The organism is Dolomitihabitans soli, from assembly GCF_022213955.1.
GTDB lineage: Bacteria > Actinomycetota > Actinomycetes > Streptosporangiales > Streptosporangiaceae > Streptosporangium_A > Streptosporangium_A soli.
This window is the reverse complement of record NZ_JAKNTW010000045.1, coordinates 51347-71591: the sequence shown is the minus strand read 5'-3', so window position 1 is coordinate 71591 and position 20245 is coordinate 51347. Positions and strand designations below refer to the sequence as shown.

Here is a 20245-nt window from a genome sequence, read left to right as displayed (position 1 = left end):
GGAGATCCGGGCCTGGATCGATCAGTGGAACGACAACCCGCGCCCGTTTGTGTGGCGAAAGACCGCCGAAGAGATCCTCGAATCACTCGCCCGATATTGCCGACGGATTTCTGACGCAGGACACTAGCTGCAAGACCGGAAGCCCCTATGCAGTCACCTACGTCAGACTCAACCGCGCTATTTCTAGAAGTCGTGCCGCTTTAACAAGTCATCAAAGAACTTCCACAGCATTTCTTCGGCTCCTGATTGCTTCAGTTCATAGCCGCCGAAGCGGTAGGCTTCATAGCCTTTAAGTCGCAGCTTGCGATCCTCAGCTACCATCTCGGCATAGAGCCAGGGTGAAGCCGCAGGCCCCTCACGGCGTTTCCGCTGGTGAGGGGCCTGATTCTGCTGATGTGGCAGGTGCAGGGACTTGAACCTGCGTAGGCTGAGCCGACGGTTTTACAGTCCCTCCGCGATAATGCTCTGACCTGCACCTTTAAAGATCCCCCCGCCTCTGTGGGAACACATCGGGAATCGGTGGGACCGTAGCGGCTTTTTGGCAAGATTGGGACCGGCCCCATGCCATCCATCGGGGTACATCCCAGGGCCCCGGCGTTCCTGTCAATCTGCCGCTGCGGCGACGCCCCGCACATCGTCCTCAGGTCGCCGCGGGATCCTCCCGAGGTCGCGACGGCGTCCACGGCGTTGCAGTCACCTCCGCGCGGATGCAGGGTGCGCGACCTCGCCCGACGTGCGCCAGATCGCCTGCCCTGTCAGTCACGGACCTTGAAGTCCCCGTGGCTCGTCTTGAGAATCGGCGCCGTGCCCTGGCAATCGTTGATCGGCGCGTTCATGAACCCCCACATCCAGTAGAGCCTGTCGGAACGGCCGTTGTCGTGCACGGTGAACGAGACCTTCTGGCCGGTGACGTCCGCGTTCTTCTCATCCGTAAAGTTCGTGTAACCACGGGTGATAACGCCGGTGGCGACGGCGACCTCACCGCCCACCAGCAGACAGGTGATCTTCCCCTCGAACTCGGCGACGACGCCACCGGTCCTGCCCTTCCCGTGGAACACCTTGAAAGTCCCCTTCGTGGTGCCGGGTCCGCCACGGGCCTCGATCTGGAACTTCACCGGGTCCCCGGCCCAAGATCCGAAAGTCTTGGTCAGTTTGCCGCCCGCGGATCCGGACAGCCGGGGCTCAGGGTCGGAAGGCGCGGTTCCGGCGAAGGACGCCGTCGCCGTTCCGGTGATCAACGCAAGCGTGGCAGCCAGTCCGGCAATTCCACGTCGTCCCCACAGCTTTTTCGTATCGGTCACGTCGCGGCTCCCTCGGTAGATTGCGTTCTACGGTTCCGCCAATCTGCCACCGCGGGGGTGCCCTGGACGTCGTCGTCAGGTCTCGACGAGATCCTCCGGAGGTCGCGATCGGGGTCATCCCCCAAGAGGACCGCGTTCGTGGTGAGCGGGAGTCGCCGCCCCGGTGGCCATGATCGACCGGCAAGCGACCGACCGCACGTCTCGGCGTCGCCGGACACGACCGGGCCGGCGCCGCAGCCAACCCTTCCAGCAGGTTGCCTGAATAGAAGAGGGCCGGGGCTGGCAGTACTCCGCTGCGTCTGGCGGGCCGAAGCCTCGTCCGAGCTGTGAAGGACGCCGTGCCCCTGCGAGCCTCTTCCATCGGGCAAGGCTTGCCTGACCGGCCGATATAAAGGATCTGGAATTGCACGTCGAAGAGCTCAAGCCCTTGGGCGCCGAGCTGTCGGCATGCCTGGCCGAGGTGCCTCAGCCCGGCCGCCCGAGCGTCCTCACCGCGCTCGGCGTCGAACTCCACGCGCACGAGGTGGTCCTGCGCACGCGCCGTGCTCGCTTCGGGGCTGGCTACGGGGCCGGTCACGAGGCAGACGAGGGCTTGTTCCCCGGCGCCCGGCAAGCTTTCCGGCTGCGTTGGGTGTCGTTAAGAGTCGTGTCACCAGGTACACGCGATCGTGTTGACCCTGGTGACAGCTCTCGCAGCACCGCTGGGGTTCACCTGCAGAATGCTCCGGGATCGAAGCGATCGCGGCCGTGACACATATCAGGAACCTGTGTCGGCGGTTTGCTGTCGCGGCGTGGATCTGTCCGGGACGCCGGAGACGAGGTACCACGCCGTCGTGGCCCACAGGACGGTGGCGGAGCCCAGACCGGCCACGGTTTGGACCCCGGACTCCGAGGCCCCGGAGAGCGCCATGGCGCAGCCGGCCACGCCGACGACGATGAGCAGGCTGCCGGTCCAGCGGTACTCGAGGCGGCCGAACGGTCGCGCCAGCGGGAAGAAGTGCGCGCCGACCACGATCGCGATGAGTGCCGGTATCCAGCTGTACCCGCCGGTGATGTTCCCGACCGCGATGACGACCGCGATCCCCACTCCCTGGCCGACGTTACTCCACATGAAGGTGCGCGCGCTGCGTTCGTACGCCTCGCGCCCGCCGGTTCCGTCGAGGCGGCGGGCAGCGAGGACGAGCAGGGTCGCGGCGAGGACGGCTCCGGCGACGAGGGCGGCGGTACGGGCGGAGCCGTCCAGGACGACGGAGCCGACGAGCCACCAGACGGTGCCGAAGAACGTCAGGATCATTCCGGAACCGCGGGTGCCGTACTGAGGGTTCGGGCGAAGAAGAGCACACATGACGTACATCCAAGCCGATCGGGCGAGGGTGCGCAGCACGCCGGTGGCGGCGGTGTGAATGTCGTCCGCCTCGGAATCGGGCAGGTCGGCGCAGCGGCGGATGAGCGTGGCCGGACCGAGCCCGGCCAGGGATTCGCGTAACTGCGGGTCGGCGTGGACCAAGATGGCTCGCAGCTGGTTGAACGAATCAACGCCGGGGCCCTGAGGTACATCCCGAACGACGACTCCGCGCAAGGGCACCGAGGATCTCCGACGTGTCGCCGGGGCATCTCTCGTCGTCGTAGATGTCAGCGAAGATCACGATGGTTACCCCTTCGTAGCCCGCAACCGATGCGTGTAGATGCAGGCACCCATCCCGCCGGATTCCGTTGGGCCACTCCCTACGACTTGACGGAATCCGCGTTACTGGAGAATCACCGCATCGGGCAATACGATCGGCTTTTCTCCTCGCTCATGGTCATACATGCCGGCGAGCGCAGGCAGGAAGGCGACAAGGTGCCCCTTCCATCAGTCACAGAGCGCTGCGCGTGCGACCGAATCAGTGTGAAGAAGGAAACGAAGATGGCGTAGGCCATGCATGAGAACGTCGATCGAGCGAGGAATCGGCGCTTCGTTGGCCTGGACCGGAATTGGCTTGCCGACCGCTTCGGGGAAGAGCAGGGCTGATCGGACTTGCCTGCTTCCACTGACATCACCTATGACGTGCGCGTCTACAAGACCGAGAAGAGAAAGAACGCCGAAGGCGCGGTTGCTTCCTACCGAGTCTTGTGGAAGGTCGGAGGGAAGCACTGGAAAGAGCCATATGCCAACGCGGCCCAGGCTGACGCCTTCCGGTTTCCTCTGGTGAGGGGCCTGATTCTGCTGGTGTGGCAGGTGCAGACTTTGAACCTGCGTAGGCTGAGCCGACGGTTTACAGCCCATGCCCGTTTCTCAGGTCGATACAGCCGCTGATCTGCGACGCAACGAATATATGAGCCTTCCACCTACATGATCATTGCACGCATATTGCACACCGCCGTCACGTGTCCTCCACCGCCCTGGGGGAGCTCGCATGTCCAGCGACCGCAGCGGTGTACAGCGGGGAGACCAAACCGCATCAGCAGCTCGGGAGGCCGCCGCCTCGAACTCCCGCGACGGTCACGTGGGCGTTCTCCCCGCGCACTAATGAAGCACCGGCCGCTCTTCGCCAGGGCTCCACCGAATGACGATGAGCCCGCCATATTTTGCGGCCAATCTGCGCCGCAAATCCTGATCGAATGCGTTGACCTTCAGAACCACCCGATTGAGCTCCTCATATATTCCCGTGCCTAGGGATGCGTCCGTTTCGTCAAGCGGTTCGTATTCCTCGTTCTCAAACAGCGCCGAGAGCTCAGCGTTGCTGTTCTTCACCTCTTCCACCTTGGGGACGATCCTGTACCGGACGACCTTCCCTTCCTGCCAGAACGCCCCAGCGAACGGCAGGGCGGCCAGCTCGCGCCCTCGTTCGGTGACGTACGGAGTGATCAGCCGATACGGATCGTGCCGGATATAAGGAGGGGCAAGGTCATGCGAGTAGGCCTCGGCGCGTTGTTCGGCAGCTATGAGGGCCCGATTGAACGGCTCGATCCCCTCGGACGACCTGAGCATCACAGGGTGGATCGGTTGATAGAAGACCTCGACCGCCTCCGCGCTCGCCGGATAGATGATCAGTCGCAACTCCCTCATCTGGACCACGGGCGGCGCCGTAACGACGTAGAGGAAGACAAGGGCGAAGATCAACCTTAATCGCATGCGCGGTGAGTCTAGAAGAGTTCGCGTCTCCCTTGCGCCTCCTGGGCCTGGCCACGTTGCTCGGTGAGCCAGGGTGAGGAACGAACCCTGGATCTTCGATCGCCCCGACCAGGACAGACATCGGCCACCCCGTGGTGATCGTCGTGCTGCATTGGGGCGGCGGCGCGATCAGGGGCCGGCGGATGGCATCGGTGCGGCGCGGAGTGCGTGCGGTTACGGCCCGGAGTCCTACCCGCGCGCCGGGGCCGGCCCCCCAGACCGGCGCTCGCCGATGAGGCCGTGATCCTGAAACGCTGAAGGCACCTCCAGAACCAGGCGGCGGCCCGCTCCCCCCAGGTCGCCGAGTGGGCAGGGCACAGCGTGAACGTCCTGCTCCGGGTCTACGCCCAGTGCATCGCGGGCCAAGACGACTTCGCCCGGAAGCTGATCACCGAGGCGCTGAAACCACCGCAAAAGACCGCCTGAGCGCCGACGCGCATACGACGCGAGCACCCGTAGAGCGCCGTTGACGACCATGGACAGCCGGACAAACGAGAAGAGGCCCTTCACCGCGTTTCCGCTGGTGAGGGGCCTGATTCTGCTGGTGTGGCAGGTGCAGGACTTGAACCTGCGTAGGCTGAGCCGACGGTTTTACAGACCGCTCCCTTTGACCACTCGGGCAACCTGCCGTGTCCGCCGCTTGCGGCGGCGACAGGTAGAAGGATAGCGGACTTCGGCTGTGGAGGTGACACCGGTTTGTCCGCCGGGAGGTCCGCACTCCGGCTGGCTGGGGTCGCTATGGTCGGTGGAGACGTAGAGAGGACACTCACACCGATGGCCGATTCGAGTTTCGACATCGTCAGCAAGATCGACCGCCAGGAGGTCGACAACGCGCTGAATCAGACGGTCAAGGAAGTCGGACACCGGTTCGACTTCAAGGGCACCGGGGCCGGCATCAGTTGGTCGGGGCAGGACAACGTTGAGATCAAGGCCAACAGCGAGGAGCGGGCGAACGCCGTTCTGGACGTCTTCAAGGACAAGATCGTTAAGCGTGGTCTGTCGCTGAAGGTGCTGGACGCCGACGAGCCCAAGCTGTCCGGCAAGGAGTACCGGCTCATGGTCGCCCTGAAGGAAGGGATCGACCAGGAGCACGCCAAGAAGATCTCCAAGATGATCCGGGATGAAGGGCCGAAGAGCGTCAAGGCCCAGATCCAGGGCGAGGAGCTGCGCGTGAGCTCCAAGAAGAAGGACGAGCTGCAGGATGTCATCGCCCTGCTCAAGGGCAAGGACCTCGACATCGCCCTGCAGTTCACGAACTACCGCTAAACAGGGCATCCTTCAGGACTCTGACCTGCAGATCTATCGCATGAGCAGACCGGGAGGGCACATCCGGGGCACACGGCCGAGCGCGCCGTCCACAAGGGCACGCGTCTTCTCCTGTGCCTCGGGCCACTCCCCCACGTAGGTATTCAGCGTGGCCGAGGGCGAGTCGTCTTCACCGATCGCGCCCAGATGGATCAGCAACGTGGCGAAGTAGTGGCGACGCGCGCTTACCCCTGTCAATCCCAGCAGCGGGAGCCGCCTTCGCTGCCCCGACCCGATGCGGTTCGACATCACCCGGCGGCCCCAGCCTGTCAATCCCAGCGGCGGAAACCGCCTTCGCTGCTGATGGTCTGTCCGGTGATCCAGGCCGCGTCGTCCGTCGTCAGCCAGGCGATCAGGCGTGCGGGGTCGTCCGGGGTCCCCCAGCGGCCTGGGGGGAAACGGCGGCGCACTGCCTCCAGGACGTCGGGTGGGGCGTAGCCGGTGTCGACAGGGCCGGGGTTGACGGTGTTCAGGGTGATCGCCTGGTCGGCGAGATGGTCGGCCAAGGTACGGGTGATCGAGGCCAAGGCTCCCTTGCTGGCGGCGTAGGCGACTTCGTCGCGCATGGGACCCAGATCCTGGCCGGAGGTCATGAAGATGATCCGACCGCCGGGACGGCCGTCATGCTGGGCGGCGAAGGCCTGGGCCAACAGGATGGTCGAGCGGGTGTTGACCGTCCAGTGCGCATCCAGCATGGCGGCGTCCAGTTCGCCCAGCGGGCCGTCGCTACCGCTTCGAGCGTGGTTGCACACCAGGATGTCCAGATGCCCGAACGCGCCGGCCGCAGCTTCGATGAGCGAAGCCGGTGCGTCTGGATCGGTCAGGTTGAGGCCCTGATGGGCGACGATGGCCCGCGGGTCGGCCATGGCTTGGGTGACGCCGTCGAGGATGGCCTGTGGGCCGCCTGGATCGGCTCCCCATGGCTGGTCACGGTCGTGCGGAACATGGTGGTGCAGAAAAATGCCGGCGCCCAGGGACGCTAGACGGCGGGCGATGGCGTACCCGATGCCGGCGCGTCGGCTGACGCCCGTCACCAGGGCAGCCCGGCCGCGCAGCGGCAGCGAGTTCGTGCGCAGCTGACGATCCGGATTCCCGGGTGGGTCGCCAAGAGTCATGATCCGCAAGTATGGCCCGCCGACAGCGGAGTGGGCTACGCCTTTCTCAGCGTCGGCGAGCGGGAGCCGATCCGCACGGACCGGATCAAGGTCGACCGGCCCTACTTCTCCGGCAAACACCGCGTGCACGGGATGAACGTGCAGGTCATCGCCTCGCCCGACGAGACGGTCCGATGGACGTCCGACGCGCTGCAGGGCAAGGCGCATAACCTGAGTGCCGCCCGCATCTGGGGAATCCTGAAGGCCGGGATCATCACCCGTCACAGACAAGGCGTACCAAGGTGCCGAGGGCCCGCTCATCACTCCGTACAAGGGCAAGAAACAATAACGGTGTTCCGGCCCGGCGCGCCGTACACCGATGTCCCTGTACGGCGGGCGTCGGCCTGATCGCGCACAGGTTGACTGCGGTGGGTGACTCTTGACCATGATGGACCCATGTGGCCAGCTAATGAGGAAAAGTCGCGTGCACGGGCCGAGGCCGGTGACCCTGAGGCGATGCTCGACCTTTGGTACGCGTTGCGGTACGGCCCGCGGGCCGAGGAGGGCGCCGCGTGGGCGTGGCGGGCGGTGGAGGCCGGGTCTGCCGACGCCATGCGCAGGCTCGGGGCGTGGATCGGCCGGGACGACCCCGCCGCGCAGGAGCGGCTCTACCTCCGTGCCGCCGAAGCCGGTGATCCGGCGGCGATGCTCGACCTGTGGCTCGTGTTGCGGCACGGGCCGCGGGCCGAGGAAGGGGACGCGTGGGCGTGGCGGGCGGTGGAAGCCGGATCCACCGACGCCATGCGCAGGCTAGGGGCGTGGATCGGCCGCGACGACCCCGCCGAGGGGGAGCGCCTCTACCTTCGTGCCGCCGAGGCCGGTGACAGTACCGCGTTCTCGATTCTCGCGGACACCTACTACGAGCAGGGGCGGCTGGCCGAGGCGGAGACCTGGCTGCGGCGCGCCGCCGAAGGCGGGCACGACTGGTCGCTGAGTTCGAAGCTCCTCCTGCTGCTGGCGAAGCGTGGCGCCGACGACGACGTGTGGGAGGTGTGCATGCGGTCCGACGACCCGGGCGGCGAACTCTGGCACCTCGCCACGACGCTGTCCGGGGAGGGCATGCAGGAGGTGGCCGACCACTGGATGCGCGAGGCGTTCGACCTCGGCTCGGTGCTGGCGACTGTGCACTACGCCGAGCTACGGGAGCGTGCCGGCGACCTGGCGGAGGCGGAGCGGCTCTACCGTGAGGCTCGGTCCCCCAGATCGATCGCCGAGTTCTTCGAGCGGCAGGGCCGCGTGGCCGAGGCCCGGTCGGCGGTTGAGGGCCTGAACGAGAGCGAGTGGATCGCCTCATTGCTCGACCGCCTAGGCGAAACCAGCGAGGCGACGGCGATGCGGCGGAGGGTTCTGCAGGAGCGAGCCTCCGCCCGGGCGGAGGAATGGGTGACCGTCGTCGCCACGGTCGTGACGACGGCCGCACTCGTCCCGTTCGTGGAGGGCCTGATCGGCCGTGCCGCCGAGGACACCTACGACGGGATCCGGAACAAGCTTCGCAAGCTGGCCCACAAGCTCGCCAGGGGCAACGAACCCGCCGAGAGCACGCTGATCGTGGTCAGCGATCCCGACTCGCGCCTGCGTCTGCACATGCGCACCGACGCGACGGATGAGGCGCTGGCCGCGCTGCGCGAGGCCGATCTCGACGCTCGTCGCGGTGCGCTCCGGTGGCATCCGGAGACCCGCCGGTGGGAGCACCGATGAACCCACCCGTGAGCCGATCACTGTTCGCACCGGAGACCCGCACCTGAGAAAGCCGGGCCCGGTCGAAGCAAGAGGCGTGCGGGTGAGACACCGTTGGGACTGCGATCTCGCAGACGAAAGGACGTCGTAAATGGAGTACCGGGTGCTCGGCCGTACGGGGATTCGGGTCAGTTCGCTCTGCCTGGGGGCGATGATGTTCGGGCGGTTCGGCGAGGAGTCGGCCGAGCGGTCGGCGGAGGTGATCAACCGGGCGCTGGACGCGGGGATCAACTTCATCGACACCGCCGACATCTACTCCCGGGGGCAGTCTGAGGAGTACGTCGGGGAGGCGCTGGTCAAGGCGGGTGTGCGTGACAGGGTCGTGCTCGCCACCAAGTGTCACGGGCCGATGGGCGACGATCCGAACGAGCGGGGCAACTCGCGGCGGTGGATCATGCAGGCGGTCGACGACAGCCTGCGCAGGCTGCGGACCGACTGGATCGATCTGTACCAGATCCACCGGCCCGACCCCTCGACCGACATCGACGAGACGCTCGGCGCGCTCACCGATCTGGTGCGGTCGGGGAAGGTGCGCGCGATCGGGTCCTCGACGTTTCCGGCGCACGAGATCGTCGAGGCCCAGTGGACGGCCGAGCGTCGCGGGCGGGAGCGGTTCAGGTGCGAGCAGCCGCCGTACTCCCTGCTGGTTCGCGGGATCGAGGCGGACGTGCTGCCGACGTGCCGGCGGTACGGCATGGGCGTGATCACGTGGAGTCCGCTGGCCGGCGGCTGGCTGAGCGGGAAGTACCGCGAGAACCAGGAGGTGCCGACGAGCCGGCGGGCCGGGCTTCTTCCCTCGCGCTATGACCTGTCGTTGCCGGGGAACCGGTTGAAGCTGGCGGCGGCGGAGCGGTTCGCGGTGCTGGCGGAGGAGGCGGGGATGTCGCTGATCGAGCTGGCGCTGGCTTTCACGATCAACCACCCGGCGGTCACCTCGACCATCATCGGACCGCGCACGATGGAGCACCTGGAGAGTCAGCTTCCGGCGGCCGACGTACGGCTCGACCCGGACGTTCTCGATCGCATCGACGAGATCGTCGCTCCGGGGGTGACGTTGAATCCCGAGGACGCCGGTTGGCGGCCTCCGGCGCTCGCCGACGCGACTCTGCGCCGCCGTACTTAGGAAGGTCAAAAGTCCCGTAATATCCGCCTATCTAAGTATTGAATACGACAAGGCCGTCACCGGATGTACCTTGTGCGGTTGGTGCGACGGGGAGGTGCGGAATGTCGCGTACGACGTTTCGAGAACGTTTGAAGTATTGGTTCGACAACACGATGTCCAGGGGCACGGGCGCGTTGATTGGCTGGCTCGCGCTGGTCTCTGTGGGACTGATCGCGGTGGTCAGCGGCCTGACGCTGTGGCTGGCGCCCGGGGAGGCCAAGGAGAACAACGGCCCGCTGGGCGTGCTGTGGATGACCTTGATGCGGACGCTGAGTCCCGGCAAGGTGGCCAGCGACGCTGGTACCGCCGTCTATGTCGGTTTGATGCTCGTGGCGTCCCTCGGCGGCATCTTCATCGTGAGCACGCTGGTCGGCCTGCTCTCCAACGGCCTGAAGAGCAAGATCGAGGAGTTGCGCAAGGGCAGGTCACGGGTGGTCGAGCGCGGCCACACCGTGATCCTGGGCTGGTCCGACCAGGTGTTCACGATCATCAGCGAACTGTCCAAGGCGCATGCGAGCCAGCGTGGCAGCGTCATCGCGATCATGGCGGATGTGGACAAGGTCGCCATGGAGACCGACATCCGCGATCGGGTGAGCGAACTCGGCAGGACCCGGGTGGTCTGCCGTACCGGCCGTCCGAGCGAGCCGGCGGACCTGGAGATGATGAATCTGGGGTCCGCGCGTTCGGTGGTCGTGCTGTCCCCATACGGTGACGATCCGGACGCGCACGTCATCAAGACCCTCCTCGCCCTGGCCAAGCGGCGGGGCGAACACCCGCCGGTGGTGGCGGCGATCGCGTCCTCCGGCAACATCGCGGCGGCGCGCCTGGCCGGCGGCCCCGACGTGCACCTGGTCGACTCCGACGACACCGCTTCCCGGCTGATCGTGCAGTCGTCCCGGCAGTCGGGCATGTCGGTCGTCTGCATGGATCTGCTGAACTTCGACAACAGCGAGATCTACCTGCGTTCGGACGCCGAACTCGTCGGGATGACGTACGGCGAGGCGCTGACGGCGTACCAGGCGGCGACCGTCATCGGCCTGCGCAAGCCGTCCGGCGTCGTGCTGAACCCCCAGATGGACACCGTGGTCGCCGCCGAGGACGAGATCGTGGTCATCGCCACCGACGACTCGCTGATCCGCCCGGGCAAGACCGCCGACGCCGCGGACGAGAAGGCGATCGCCACGGTCACGCACGGCGCCCCACGCCCGGAGCGGACCCTGCTGCTGAACTGGAACGTCCGGGCACGGCAGATCGTCCGGCATGTCGACGGGTACATCGCGCCGGGCTCGGTGCTCGACATCGCCGCCGACCACCCCGACGCGGGCAGCGGCCTCGGCGGCCTGACCAACCTCACGGTCAACGTCAAGGAGTGCGACACCACCGACCGGTACGCCCTGGAGTCGCTCGGCGCCGGGCTCTACGAGCACGTGATCGTGCTCTCCGACGACCGGTACGGCGCGCAGCACGCCGACACGCGGACCCTGATGACCCTGCTGCAACTCCGCGACATGCAGTCGGTGCTCCACGAGCGCTACTCGATCGTCAGCGAGATGCACGACGAGAACAACCGGACCCTCGCCGAGGTCACCAAGGCCGACGACATCGTGATCAGTGACACGGTGATCGGCCTGCTCCTCGCCCAGCTCGCCGAGAACCAGCACCTCGCGGAGGTCTTCCGCTATCTCTTCGATCCCAAGGGATCGGAGATCTACCCGCGCCCGGCGGGCGACTACGTACGGCCCGGCGATCCCGTCTCCTTCATCACGGTGATCGAATCCGCTCGCCGCCGTGGCGAGACCGCGATCGGCTATCGGCTGGGCTCCCAGGTGAACAATGCCCCGGCCTTCGGTGTGGTGCTGAACCCGGACAAACTCCGCCCGGTGACGCTCGGCCCCGACGACTTCGTGATCGTGCTGTCGGAACACTGAAGTCCGCCATTCGGACGCAACGCCCATAAATGGTCATCGCTGTATATATTTCAATTTATGGGGAAAACCTACGATATGCTGACGGATCGGCTGCGCACGTTCATCTCGGCGCAGCCGCTCTACTTCGTGGCGACCGCACCCGAGCAGGGCGGTCACGTCAACGTCTCCCCCAAGGGATACGCCGACACCTTCACCGTGATCGACGACACCACCGTGGCCTACCTCGACATTGAGGGCAGCGGCGTGGAAACCATCGCCCACCTCAGGAACAACGGCCGCATCACGGTCATGTTCTGCGCGTTCACCGGCCCGCCCAACATCCTCCGCCTGTACGGCACGGGCCGGGTCGTCACCCCGCACGACGACGACTTCGCCGACCTGATCAAGCGATTCGGCCCGCATCCGGGCGTCCGATCGATCATCGTCGTCGGCCTCGACCGGATCTCCGACTCGTGTGGCTTCGCCGTACCCTTTATGTCCTTCGACGAGGACCGGGCGCTGCTTGACGAATGGGCCGGCCGGAAGGACAGTCAGCAGCGCCGTGCGCACCGCGCCAAGCACAACCGCGAGAGCATCGACGGCCTTCCCGCCCTCAGCGGCGGCGAGACGGACCCGGTCCACCAGCATTCCTGACGACTCCCTTCCAACCTCAGACCCCTCAGGCGAGTTGTTCAAGGCATGGACCGCTATGAGGGGTTCCGGGAGTTCGTGCGAGGCCGCCAGCAGTCGCTGATGCGGACCGCGTACCTTCTCACCGGAGACGCCCATCTCGCCGAGGATCTACTGCAGACGGTCCTCACCCGGGTGGCCTCGCACTGGCACAAGCTCGCCAGGAACGGCAATCCGGAGGCGTACGCCCGAAAATCCCTGATCAACCAGCACATCTCCTGGCGCAGGCGAAAACTTGTCGAGTTCCCCAGCTTGACGCTTCCCGAGCGTGGACGGTCATACGACGAGGCGGTTCTCCGCCGTCTCACGTTGCGCCAGGCGCTCACGCTGCTCACCCCGCGCCAGCGCGCCGTCCTGGTCCTGCGGTTCTACGAGGATCGCACCGAGCAGGAGACCGCGCAGCTCATGGGATGCTCGCGCGGCACGGTGAAGAGCCAGACCCATCACGCCCTCTCCCGGCTGCGCACCCTCGCCCCGGAACTGGCGGAACTCCTGTCCGACGCGCGAACGGAGGTGCGCGGATGAACGCGCTCCGCGACGAACTGCACGAGATCGCCAACGAGGCGCCCGTGGCCGACCTCGCCGACGTCGCCCTCCAGGGGGCGAGGCGTCGCCGGACCTCGCGGCTGGTCCTGGCCTCGGCGATCGCCATCGCGGTGATCATCGGAGGAACGGCGGCGCTGACCAACGGCCTCGATCGGACGAACCATCCGATCGTCATCGCCCCTCCGGTGGAGACCGCCGAGCCGCTGCCGCGCAAGGGTGTCGGCCCGCTGAGCCATGCCTACCTCCACTGCCCGGAGTCCGCCGAAGGCTGCGAAGACAGACAATGGCGGGTCATCACGAGGTCGGGCGAAACCTACGAGATCGCCAACGCGCTCGGCCAGGGTGTCCAGGGCGACATGCCGTCGGGCCCGCTGGTCATCACCGATGACGGCCGCCGGATGGTGTACATCGATGCGAAGGACCTGACCGTCTCCGTCCGCGATCTCGCCACCGGCCAGGTCTGGAGGTCACGCCAGAAGTTGCCGAAAGCCGCCTTCAAGGGCGATCTCGGGATGCGGATCTCTCCCGACGGGCTCCGAGTGATCCATGTCAACGCGAACGGCAGATCTTCGCACCATGTGCTCGTCGATCTCCGGAGCGGCCGATCCAGGAACCTGCCGGCCAACTGGTGGCCGGTCAGCGTGGCCGACGGGGACGGCCCGGTCACCCTGATCAGACCCTACGAGGACGAGACCAGGATCCAGGTCCTCGGCCATGACCCGATCGTCGTCAAGGACTTCACCTACGACTTCAGCGCCCTCGCGCCCGACGGCCGCACCCTCGCCCGGCTCGGCCAGACCTACGACCGCAAGGCCAGACCTATGATCCAGCAGGACCGCACGATCGTCACGGTCAACGCGATCACCGGCGGCGGCTCCCACAAGGTCCCCGTCACCGGCATCCCGTCCGACATGACGTTCAATCGGCTTGGCCACTGGGTGAACGCCGCCGAAGTCACCCTCTACGCCAGACCCAGCCAGGACACATTCCGTAACGGCGAATCCCGTGACGGCGAAACAACCCTCTACGCCGTGAACATCACCACCGGCAAGGCCCGCCCCCTCATCACCTACCCGGCAAACGCCATAGTCGGCTGAGAGGAGATGTAGATGAGCGTCTTCCGTCGGGCCCCACCACTCCGAACCATGGGGCCCCAACCCGTCAACAGCGATAGCCACCGGCGTAGCGGCGGGGTCAGCGGCGGTAGCCGGCCATCCGCTCCAGGCGGGCGATGCGGTCGGCGATGGGCGGGTGGGTCGAGAAGAGGCGGCCCAGCCCGGCCCCGCGGAACGGGTTGGCGATCATCAGGTGCGACGCCGAGGCCAACCGGCCGTTCTCGGGAAGCGGCAACTGGCGAGTGCCCATCTCGATCTTCCTGAGCGCGGAGGCGAGTGCGAGCGGGTCACCGGTGAGCCGCGCGCCCGCCTCGTCCGCCTGATACTCCCGGGAACGGGAGATCGCCGTCTGGATCATCCCGGCGGCGACCGGACCGAGCACCATCATGAGCAGCGCGCCCAGGAAGCCGGGCCCCTCCTCGTCATCGGATCCCCCGAAGAAGATCGCGATATAACCGAAGTAGGTGATCATGGTGGCGAGCGCGCCCGCGACCGAGGAGATCAGGATGTCACGGTTGTAGACGTGGGACAGCTCGTGGCCGAGGACCCCGCGCAGCTCCTTCTCGTCGAGGAGCTGGGTGATCCCGTAGGTGACGCAGACGGCGGCGTTGCGCGGGTTTCGCCCGGTGGCGAACGCGTTGGGCTGCATGGTCGGCGAGACGTAGAGCCGGGGCATCGGCTGCTTGGCCTCGGTCGACAGCTCGCGGACGATGCGGTACAAGGTCGGCTGCTCGACCTCGCCGACGGGCCGCGCCCGCATCGCCGACAGCGCGATGCGGTCGGAGAAGAAGTAGGCGATCCCGTTGGTGAGGAGGGCGACCAGGAAGGCGATCTGCACACCTGCCCCGCCGCCCAGCCAGGCCCCGATCCCGATGATCAACGCGGAGAGCGCACCGAGGAGGACCGCGGTACGCAGGCCGTTGTGGTGCATGGCTCCCCCCTTCGCTTGATGCGTGCTCGTCTTCTCCAACGCCCATGACCGGGCCGATCGTTCCCGGCCGGATGGTCAGCCGCGTGCGGACAGCGCACCCGGCAGCAGGTCGAAGACGGCCTGGGGGGCCACGGAGAACGCCACCGCCACCACCATCGCGACCGTGATCGCAATGGCCACCGGCGTCGTACGGCCGGCCGGACCGGCCGGCTGGGGGGCCGGGGTGAAGAGTTTGGCGATCCAGGCGACGTAGTAGTAGAGGCCGATCACGGTGTTGACCGCCATGACGATCGCCAGCGCGACCCCGCCGCCCTCGATGATCTCCCGGAAGACGATCACCTTGGCGAACAGGCCCGCCAGGCCCGGGGGCAGGCCAGCCAGGCAGATCAGGAAGAAGCCGAGCGCCAGGGCCGCGGCGGGGCTCCGGAAGGCCAGGCCGCGATAGTCGTCGAGCGTGTTCCCGGCGCTGCGCCGCGAGACGAGCATGACGACGGTGAACGCCCCGAGGTTCATGGCCGCGTAGAAGACGAGGTAGGCGATGGACGCGCCCGCCGCCCCCTCGCTCCGCACACCGAGCGGGGCCAGGATGTAGCCGGACTGGGCGACGGACGACCAGGCGAGCAGCCGTACGGCGTGCCGCTGGCGCAGGGCGAGCAGGTTGCCGACGGTCATGGTGAGGGCGGCGATGACGCCGACCACCGGGGACCAGAGCGCGGCCTGGGCGCCCAGCGCCACCACCAGCAGGAGGATGAGGCCCGCGAACCCGGCCGCCTTGGAGATCACCGAGAGCAGGGCCGCCACCGGCACCGGCGCGCCCTGGTAGACGTCTCCCGCCCACGAGTGGAAGGGCACCGCGGCCACCTTGAACGCGAAACCCGCTATCACCAGCACGATCGCGACGACGGCGACCGGCCGCAGCTCGGGGCCGACCGTGAGCCGGTCAAGGTAGATCGACCCGGACAGGCCGTACAGCAGGGAGACGCCGAACAGCATCACCGCCGTGGACACCACCGAGACGAGGAACAGCTTGAGCGCGGCCTCCGAGGAGGCCGCGTCGTAGCGTTTGAGCCCGGTCAGCGCGAAGACCGGGAGCGAGACGAGCTCCAGGGCCACCACGAGCATGATCAGGTCGCGCGAGGCCGGCAGGGCGACCGCCCCGACGAGCGTGCACAGCAGCAGGAAGTACCACTCCCCGACGGGGATCGCGCCACCGGCGAGCTCCGCCATCGACAGCAGCACCACGACCAGCGCCGCGACCAGCACCAGCCCCCCGATCACCAGGGTGAACGGGTCGATGACGTAGGAGCAGGGCGGTTCCCCGCCGGTCACCAGGTCGCGCGGAACGCAGAACGTGCGCCGCACCCCGCCGCTCACCGCCTGCGCCACCAGGGCCCCCAGCGCCACGAGCACCCCGGCCAGCGTCACCAGCCCCAGCACGCCGCGCCCACCGGCCCGCCACAGTCCGGCGGCCGCCGGACTGCCAGAGGCGGACCGCGCAGGCTCCGCGTCGGCGTCCCCAGCGGCGGGAAGGCCCCCGGTGGCGGCCCGCACATCCGCCGGGACGCCCGACACCGTCCCCACGCCGCCCGGGACGCCCGCCTTCACCGGCACGCCGTCCGGGTCCGAAGCCGCCATCGCGCCGGCCACGGCCGCCGGGGCCGCGCGCCCGTTGGACCGGGCCCCCGCGGCTGCCCGCGGGTCGGGCTCCGGCGCGCGTGGCAGGAAGGCGTCCAGCAGCAGGACAAGGGCCGCCGTGACCGCGAGGATCAGGGCGGGTGCGAGCGCGGCGTAGTCGATCGACTGGATCACGGCGCCCCCAGCAGGGTCTGGACGGCGGGCGTGGTGATCAGCAGGAGGGCCTTGGGCCACAGCCCGAAGAGCAGGATCAGCGCCACCAACGGCACCCAGGCGGCGAGCTCGTAGCCGCGGACGTCGGCCATGAGCCCACCGGACGTCTTGGCGGGCGGGCCGTGGGTGACCTTGGAGAGCATCACCAGGAAGTAGGCCGCGGTCAGCACGGTACCGATGCCTCCGATGGCCATGAACGTGAGATACAGCGGGCGGGACAGGCCGGCTCCCGGCTCGTAGGCGCCGAGCAGGGCGAGCATCTCTCCCCAGAAACCGGCGAGGCCGGGCAGCCCCAGGGAGGCGACGCAGGCGAAGGTGAGCAGGGAGCCCATGCGGGGCAGGCGGCCGAGCATGCCGCCGCCGAGCGTGGGCATGTCGGCCGTGCCGTACCGCTCCTTGACGGCGCCAGCGAGGAAGAACAGCAGCCCGGTGATCAGGCCGTGGGCGACGTTCCCGAACAGGGCCGCGTTGATGCCCACCGGGGTGAGCGTCGCGAAGCCGAGCAGCACGAAGCCCATGTGGCCGACCGAGGAGTAGGCGATCATGCGTTTCAGGTCGCGCTGGGCCAGGCAGGCGAGCGCGCCGTAGATGATGCCGACGACGGCGAAGGCGCCCAGCCAGGGGGCGACCGCGGCGGCCCCCTCGGGAAGCACCGGAATGGCGATCCGGGCGAAGCCGTAGGTGCCCATCTTGAGCAGTACACCCGCGAGCAGGACCGACCCGACCGTGGGGGCCTCGGTGTGCGCGTCGGGGAGCCAGGTGTGCAGCGGCCACATGGGAGTCTTGACGGCCAGGCCGATGCCGATCGCGACGAAGGCCACGATCTGCACCGAGCGCGCCATCCCGGAGCCGTGCGCCTGGGCGAGGGCGACCATGTCGAGCGTGCCGGTCTGGGCCCAGATCAGCAGCAGGCCGAGCAGGAGCACCACCGAGCCGAGCACCGTGTAGAGGATGAACTTGATCGCGGCGGCCCGGCGGCCCTGACCACCCCAGATCGCGATCACGAAGTACATCGGGATGAGCACGACCTCGAAGAACACGAAGAACAGCAGCAGGTCGAGCGCGAGGAAGGTGCCGATCATGCCGACTTCGAGCACGAGCAGCGTGCAGGACAACGCGCGTGGCCGCTCGTTCCTGGTGCCGGTCAGGTAGACGAAGCAGAGCAGGGTCAGCAGCGTGGTCAGCACGATCAGCGGGAGCGAGATGCCGTCGACGCCGAGGTGGAAGCGGAGGTCGAGACCCGGGATCCACGACTGGTCGGTGGTGAACTGCATGCGCCCGGCGTCGCCGTAGTCGAAGGTGAGGGCGAGCACCAGGGCGAGCACGAACGTGATCCCCGACACGCCCAGCCCGTACGCCCGGAGCAGCCGGGCTCGCGTCTCCGGGCGGGTGGGCCCCGGCGCGAGCAGCAGGAGCGCGCCCGCCAGCGGGACCGTGAGCAGCGCGATGGGAATCCAGCTCATCCGAACATCACCGCCCCGACCGCGATCAGCAGGACTCCGGCCAGCAGGCCGCTGACGTAGAGCTGAACATTGCCGTTCTGCGCGAATCTGAGCAGGCCGGCCGCGCCTAGGGTCAACCGGCCGGAGCCGCGCACGGCCCCGTCGACGACCCCGTCGTCGGTGCCGACGACGACGCGGGCGAGCCGGAGCACCGGTCTGACGAAGATCGCGTGGTAGGCGGTGTCGACGTAGAACGCCTGCTCGCAGGGGACCCGGAACGGGCCCAGCAGGCGCGCGGGGTCGGCGAGCGGGTCGCTGCGCCAGGCCGAGTAGGTGATCCCCGCACCGAGCAGGGCCAGGGCCACGCTGACCGCGGCCGTGCCCCAGTGCATGTCTCCCAGGCCGACGAAGCCGAACAGCAGCGCGGGCACCGCGAGCACCACGAGGGGGACGCGCATCGACAGCGGCGCCTCGTGCGCGGTGAACACGTGTGCCGTGCCCGGCTCGGGCTCGGGCAGCGCGACCACCCGTCGCTCGCCGAAGAACGTGCGCAGCCAGGCGCGGGTCGCGTAGGCCCCGGTGACGGCGACGGTCGCGAGCGCGCACGCGTAGAGCAGCCAGGCGGCGGCGTCGGTGAGCGGGCCCTCGGCGCTCGCCTGCTCGACGGCGACCAGCACCGCGTCCTTGCTGAAGAAGCCGCTCGCCGGAGGCAGGCCGACGAGCGCGGCGAAGCCGATGGTCATGGTCACGAAGGTGATCGGCATGATGCGCCGGAGGCCGCCCATGTCGCTCATCAGGTTGGAGCCGACCGCGTGGATCACGGCGCCCGCGCAGAGGAACAGCAGCGCCTTGAACGCGCCGTGGCTGACCAGGTGGAAGATCGCGGCCTCGTCGTCCCCGGCGGCCAGCGCGGCGGCCATGTAGGCGAGCTGGCTGATCGTGGAGTAGGCGAGGACCCGCTTGAGGTCGTCCTGGGCGAGCGCGGCGAGAGCGGCGCCGAGCATGCCGAGCGCGGCCAGCACCGCGAGCACGTCGAGGGTGGGACCGGCGGCCTCGAAGACCGGGAAGAGCCTGGCCACCATGAAGATGCCGGCCGCGACCATGGTGGCCGCGTGGATGAGCGCGCTGATCGGCGTCGGGCCGGCCATCGCGTCGGGCAGCCAGGTGTGCAGCGGCACCTGGGCGCTCTTGCCCGCCACCCCGGCGAGCAGCAGCAGCGTCGCCACGATCAGGGTCGCGGTGGACATCTGGGGGAACCTGGCGAGGACGTCGGCGATCCGGAAGCTGCCGGCCCCGACGCCGAGAACGAAGATCCCGAAGAGGAAGCCCACGTCGCCGAGGCGGGTGACGAGGAACGCCTTGATGGCCGCCCGCGAGTTGCCCAGGTCTTCCCACCAGTGCCCGATGAGCAGGTAGGAACACAGGCCCATGATCTCCCAGCCCGCATAGAGCACCAGGAGGTCGCCCGCGTAGATCACCAGCAGCATGGCGCTGGTGAACAGGCTGATGAACGCGCTGTAGGACGGGTAGCGCCGGTCGTCGCCGAGATAGCCGACCGAGTAGACCTGGACGGCCAGCGCCACCACCGTGACGAGCAGCCCGACCAGCACGGACAGCTCGGTGACCTCCAACCCGACCGAGATCGGCAACCCGCCCGTGTCGATGATCGTGAGCGTGCCCGCCGTCGTGTCCCGCGCCCCGCCCCACCAACGAAGGGCCAGCCACCCGGCCAGCACGGCCGAGACCGCGGCGGGCAGGATCGCGATCCAGGCCGCACGGCGGGCCGCCGCCTTGTCGGGGGTGCCGGGGGCGCCGCGCGGCCACCGCGAGCCGAGCAGGCCGGCGGCCGAGGCGAGGAAGGGCAGCAGCGTGATCGCGGCGGCCAGTGTGACGGTCACGGCTTCGCCTCCCCGCTCCTGGCGGCGGCCTCCGCGGCCACCGGGGTCGTGGCGC

17 protein-coding genes, 1 tRNA gene and 1 pseudogene are annotated in these 20245 nt (G+C 68.0%); 9 read left to right on the top strand and 10 right to left on the bottom strand.

Going from position 1 to position 20245, the window contains the following annotated elements:
* Nucleotides 1-127: pseudogene (locus MBA17_RS46485) on the top strand (IS630 family transposase); the annotation flags it as partial.
* A gap of 628 nt (nucleotides 128-755) precedes the next feature.
* Here the strand turns inward: MBA17_RS46485 and MBA17_RS46480 are convergent.
* The 4 genes from MBA17_RS46480 to MBA17_RS46465 form a co-directional block, all read right to left on the bottom strand.
* Nucleotides 756-1301, bottom strand: coding sequence for a hypothetical protein (locus MBA17_RS46480; RefSeq protein WP_238505250.1), 546 nt, complete (start codon nucleotides 1299-1301; stop codon nucleotides 756-758).
* A 757-nt stretch (nucleotides 1302-2058) separates the two neighbouring features.
* Nucleotides 2059-2808 (bottom strand): hypothetical protein, encoded by a 750-nt coding sequence (locus MBA17_RS46475; protein WP_238505249.1) that lies wholly within the window; start codon nucleotides 2806-2808, stop codon nucleotides 2059-2061.
* Nucleotides 2809-3807: 999 nt separating this feature from the next.
* Entirely contained in the window at nucleotides 3808-4404 is a 597-nt protein-coding gene (locus MBA17_RS46470) for a hypothetical protein (RefSeq protein ID WP_238505248.1), read from the bottom strand.
* A 598-nt stretch (nucleotides 4405-5002) separates the two neighbouring features.
* Nucleotides 5003-5084, bottom strand: a tRNA-Tyr gene (locus MBA17_RS46465).
* 145 nt (nucleotides 5085-5229) lie between these two features.
* On the opposite strand from MBA17_RS46465, the gene MBA17_RS46460 reads away from it, so the two are divergent.
* Nucleotides 5230-5721 carry a YajQ family cyclic di-GMP-binding protein gene (locus tag MBA17_RS46460; protein ID WP_238505247.1) on the top strand — a complete coding sequence of 164 codons (492 nt, stop codon included), beginning with the start codon at nucleotides 5230-5232 and terminating at the stop codon, nucleotides 5719-5721.
* Nucleotides 5722-5754: 33 nt separating this feature from the next.
* Here the strand turns inward: MBA17_RS46460 and MBA17_RS46455 are convergent, their stop codons facing one another.
* Both MBA17_RS46455 and MBA17_RS46450 read right to left on the bottom strand, forming a co-directional pair.
* On the bottom strand, nucleotides 5755-5958 hold the full coding sequence (locus MBA17_RS46455; protein ID WP_238505246.1) for a hypothetical protein: 204 nt from the start codon (nucleotides 5956-5958) through the stop codon (nucleotides 5755-5757).
* Nucleotides 5959-6029: 71 nt separating this feature from the next.
* Nucleotides 6030-6875, bottom strand: coding sequence for an SDR family oxidoreductase (locus tag MBA17_RS46450; RefSeq protein ID WP_238505245.1), 846 nt, complete (start codon nucleotides 6873-6875; stop codon nucleotides 6030-6032).
* A 30-nt stretch (nucleotides 6876-6905) separates the two neighbouring features.
* Between MBA17_RS46450 and MBA17_RS46445 the strand changes: the two genes are divergently transcribed.
* The 7 genes from MBA17_RS46445 (at nucleotide 6906) to MBA17_RS46415 (ending at nucleotide 14053) form a co-directional block, all read left to right on the top strand.
* Complete coding sequence (locus MBA17_RS46445; protein ID WP_238505244.1) at nucleotides 6906-7262, top strand: transposase family protein; 357 nt, start codon at nucleotides 6906-6908, stop codon at nucleotides 7260-7262.
* A 108-nt stretch (nucleotides 7263-7370) separates the two neighbouring features.
* Nucleotides 7371-8612 (top strand): tetratricopeptide repeat protein, encoded by a 1242-nt coding sequence (locus tag MBA17_RS46440; RefSeq protein ID WP_238505243.1) that lies wholly within the window; start codon nucleotides 7371-7373, stop codon nucleotides 8610-8612.
* Between the two features lie 130 nt (nucleotides 8613-8742).
* Nucleotides 8743-9774: an aldo/keto reductase gene (locus MBA17_RS46435; RefSeq protein ID WP_238505242.1), complete on the top strand. Its 1032-nt coding sequence runs from the start codon at nucleotides 8743-8745 to the stop codon at nucleotides 9772-9774.
* A gap of 101 nt (nucleotides 9775-9875) precedes the next feature.
* Nucleotides 9876-11741 carry a CASTOR/POLLUX-related putative ion channel gene (locus MBA17_RS46430; protein WP_238505241.1) on the top strand — a complete coding sequence of 622 codons (1866 nt, stop codon included), beginning with the start codon at nucleotides 9876-9878 and terminating at the stop codon, nucleotides 11739-11741.
* Between the two features lie 57 nt (nucleotides 11742-11798).
* The gene (locus MBA17_RS46425) at nucleotides 11799-12374 is read left to right on the top strand and encodes a pyridoxamine 5'-phosphate oxidase family protein (RefSeq protein WP_238505240.1); all 576 of its coding nucleotides are present in this window, start codon (nucleotides 11799-11801) and stop codon (nucleotides 12372-12374) included.
* Nucleotides 12375-12419: 45 nt separating this feature from the next.
* The gene (locus MBA17_RS46420) at nucleotides 12420-12935 is read left to right on the top strand and encodes a SigE family RNA polymerase sigma factor (RefSeq protein WP_238505239.1); all 516 of its coding nucleotides are present in this window, start codon (nucleotides 12420-12422) and stop codon (nucleotides 12933-12935) included.
* Nucleotides 12932-14053, top strand: coding sequence for a hypothetical protein (locus MBA17_RS46415; RefSeq protein WP_238505238.1), 1122 nt, complete (start codon nucleotides 12932-12934; stop codon nucleotides 14051-14053). Before MBA17_RS46420 ends, MBA17_RS46415 begins: the two co-directional genes overlap by 4 nt.
* A 97-nt stretch (nucleotides 14054-14150) precedes the next feature.
* Here MBA17_RS46415 and htpX read toward each other — a convergent pair whose 3' ends face one another.
* The 4 genes from htpX to MBA17_RS46395 form a co-directional block, all read right to left on the bottom strand.
* Complete coding sequence (gene htpX, locus MBA17_RS46410) at nucleotides 14151-15002, bottom strand: zinc metalloprotease HtpX (protein WP_238505237.1); 852 nt, start codon at nucleotides 15000-15002, stop codon at nucleotides 14151-14153.
* 75 nt (nucleotides 15003-15077) lie between these two features.
* Nucleotides 15078-16811 carry an NADH-quinone oxidoreductase subunit N gene (locus MBA17_RS46405; RefSeq protein ID WP_238505236.1) on the bottom strand — a complete coding sequence of 578 codons (1734 nt, stop codon included), beginning with the start codon at nucleotides 16809-16811 and terminating at the stop codon, nucleotides 15078-15080.
* The gene (locus MBA17_RS46400) at nucleotides 16808-18313 is read right to left on the bottom strand and encodes a complex I subunit 4 family protein (protein ID WP_238505235.1); all 1506 of its coding nucleotides are present in this window, start codon (nucleotides 18311-18313) and stop codon (nucleotides 16808-16810) included. Before MBA17_RS46400 ends, MBA17_RS46405 begins: the two co-directional genes overlap by 4 nt.
* Complete coding sequence (locus MBA17_RS46395) at nucleotides 18310-20190, bottom strand: NADH-quinone oxidoreductase subunit 5 family protein (protein WP_238505234.1); 1881 nt, start codon at nucleotides 20188-20190, stop codon at nucleotides 18310-18312. Before MBA17_RS46395 ends, MBA17_RS46400 begins: the two co-directional genes overlap by 4 nt.
* Nucleotides 20191-20245 lie beyond the last annotated feature (55 nt).

Bases quoted from the DNA above. Each gene is read 5' to 3' on its own strand.
- MBA17_RS46430 (WP_238505241.1), top strand. From the start codon at position 9,876: ATGTCGCGTACGACGTTTCGAGAACGTTTGAAGTATTGGTTCGACAAC.
- MBA17_RS46415 (WP_238505238.1), top strand. From the start codon at position 12,932: ATGAACGCGCTCCGCGACGAACTGCACGAGATCGCCAACGAGGCGCCC.
- MBA17_RS46420 (WP_238505239.1), top strand. From the start codon at position 12,420: ATGGACCGCTATGAGGGGTTCCGGGAGTTCGTGCGAGGCCGCCAGCAG.
- MBA17_RS46460 (WP_238505247.1), top strand. From the start codon at position 5,230: ATGGCCGATTCGAGTTTCGACATCGTCAGCAAGATCGACCGCCAGGAG.
- MBA17_RS46440 (WP_238505243.1), top strand. From the start codon at position 7,371: ATGCTCGACCTTTGGTACGCGTTGCGGTACGGCCCGCGGGCCGAGGAG.
- MBA17_RS46425 (WP_238505240.1), top strand. From the start codon at position 11,799: ATGGGGAAAACCTACGATATGCTGACGGATCGGCTGCGCACGTTCATC.
- MBA17_RS46450 (WP_238505245.1), bottom strand. From the start codon at position 6,875: ATGACTCTTGGCGACCCACCCGGGAATCCGGATCGTCAGCTGCGCACG.
- htpX (WP_238505237.1), bottom strand. From the start codon at position 15,002: ATGCACCACAACGGCCTGCGTACCGCGGTCCTCCTCGGTGCGCTCTCC.
- MBA17_RS46400 (WP_238505235.1), bottom strand. From the start codon at position 18,313: ATGAGCTGGATTCCCATCGCGCTGCTCACGGTCCCGCTGGCGGGCGCG.
- MBA17_RS46435 (WP_238505242.1), top strand. From the start codon at position 8,743: ATGGAGTACCGGGTGCTCGGCCGTACGGGGATTCGGGTCAGTTCGCTC.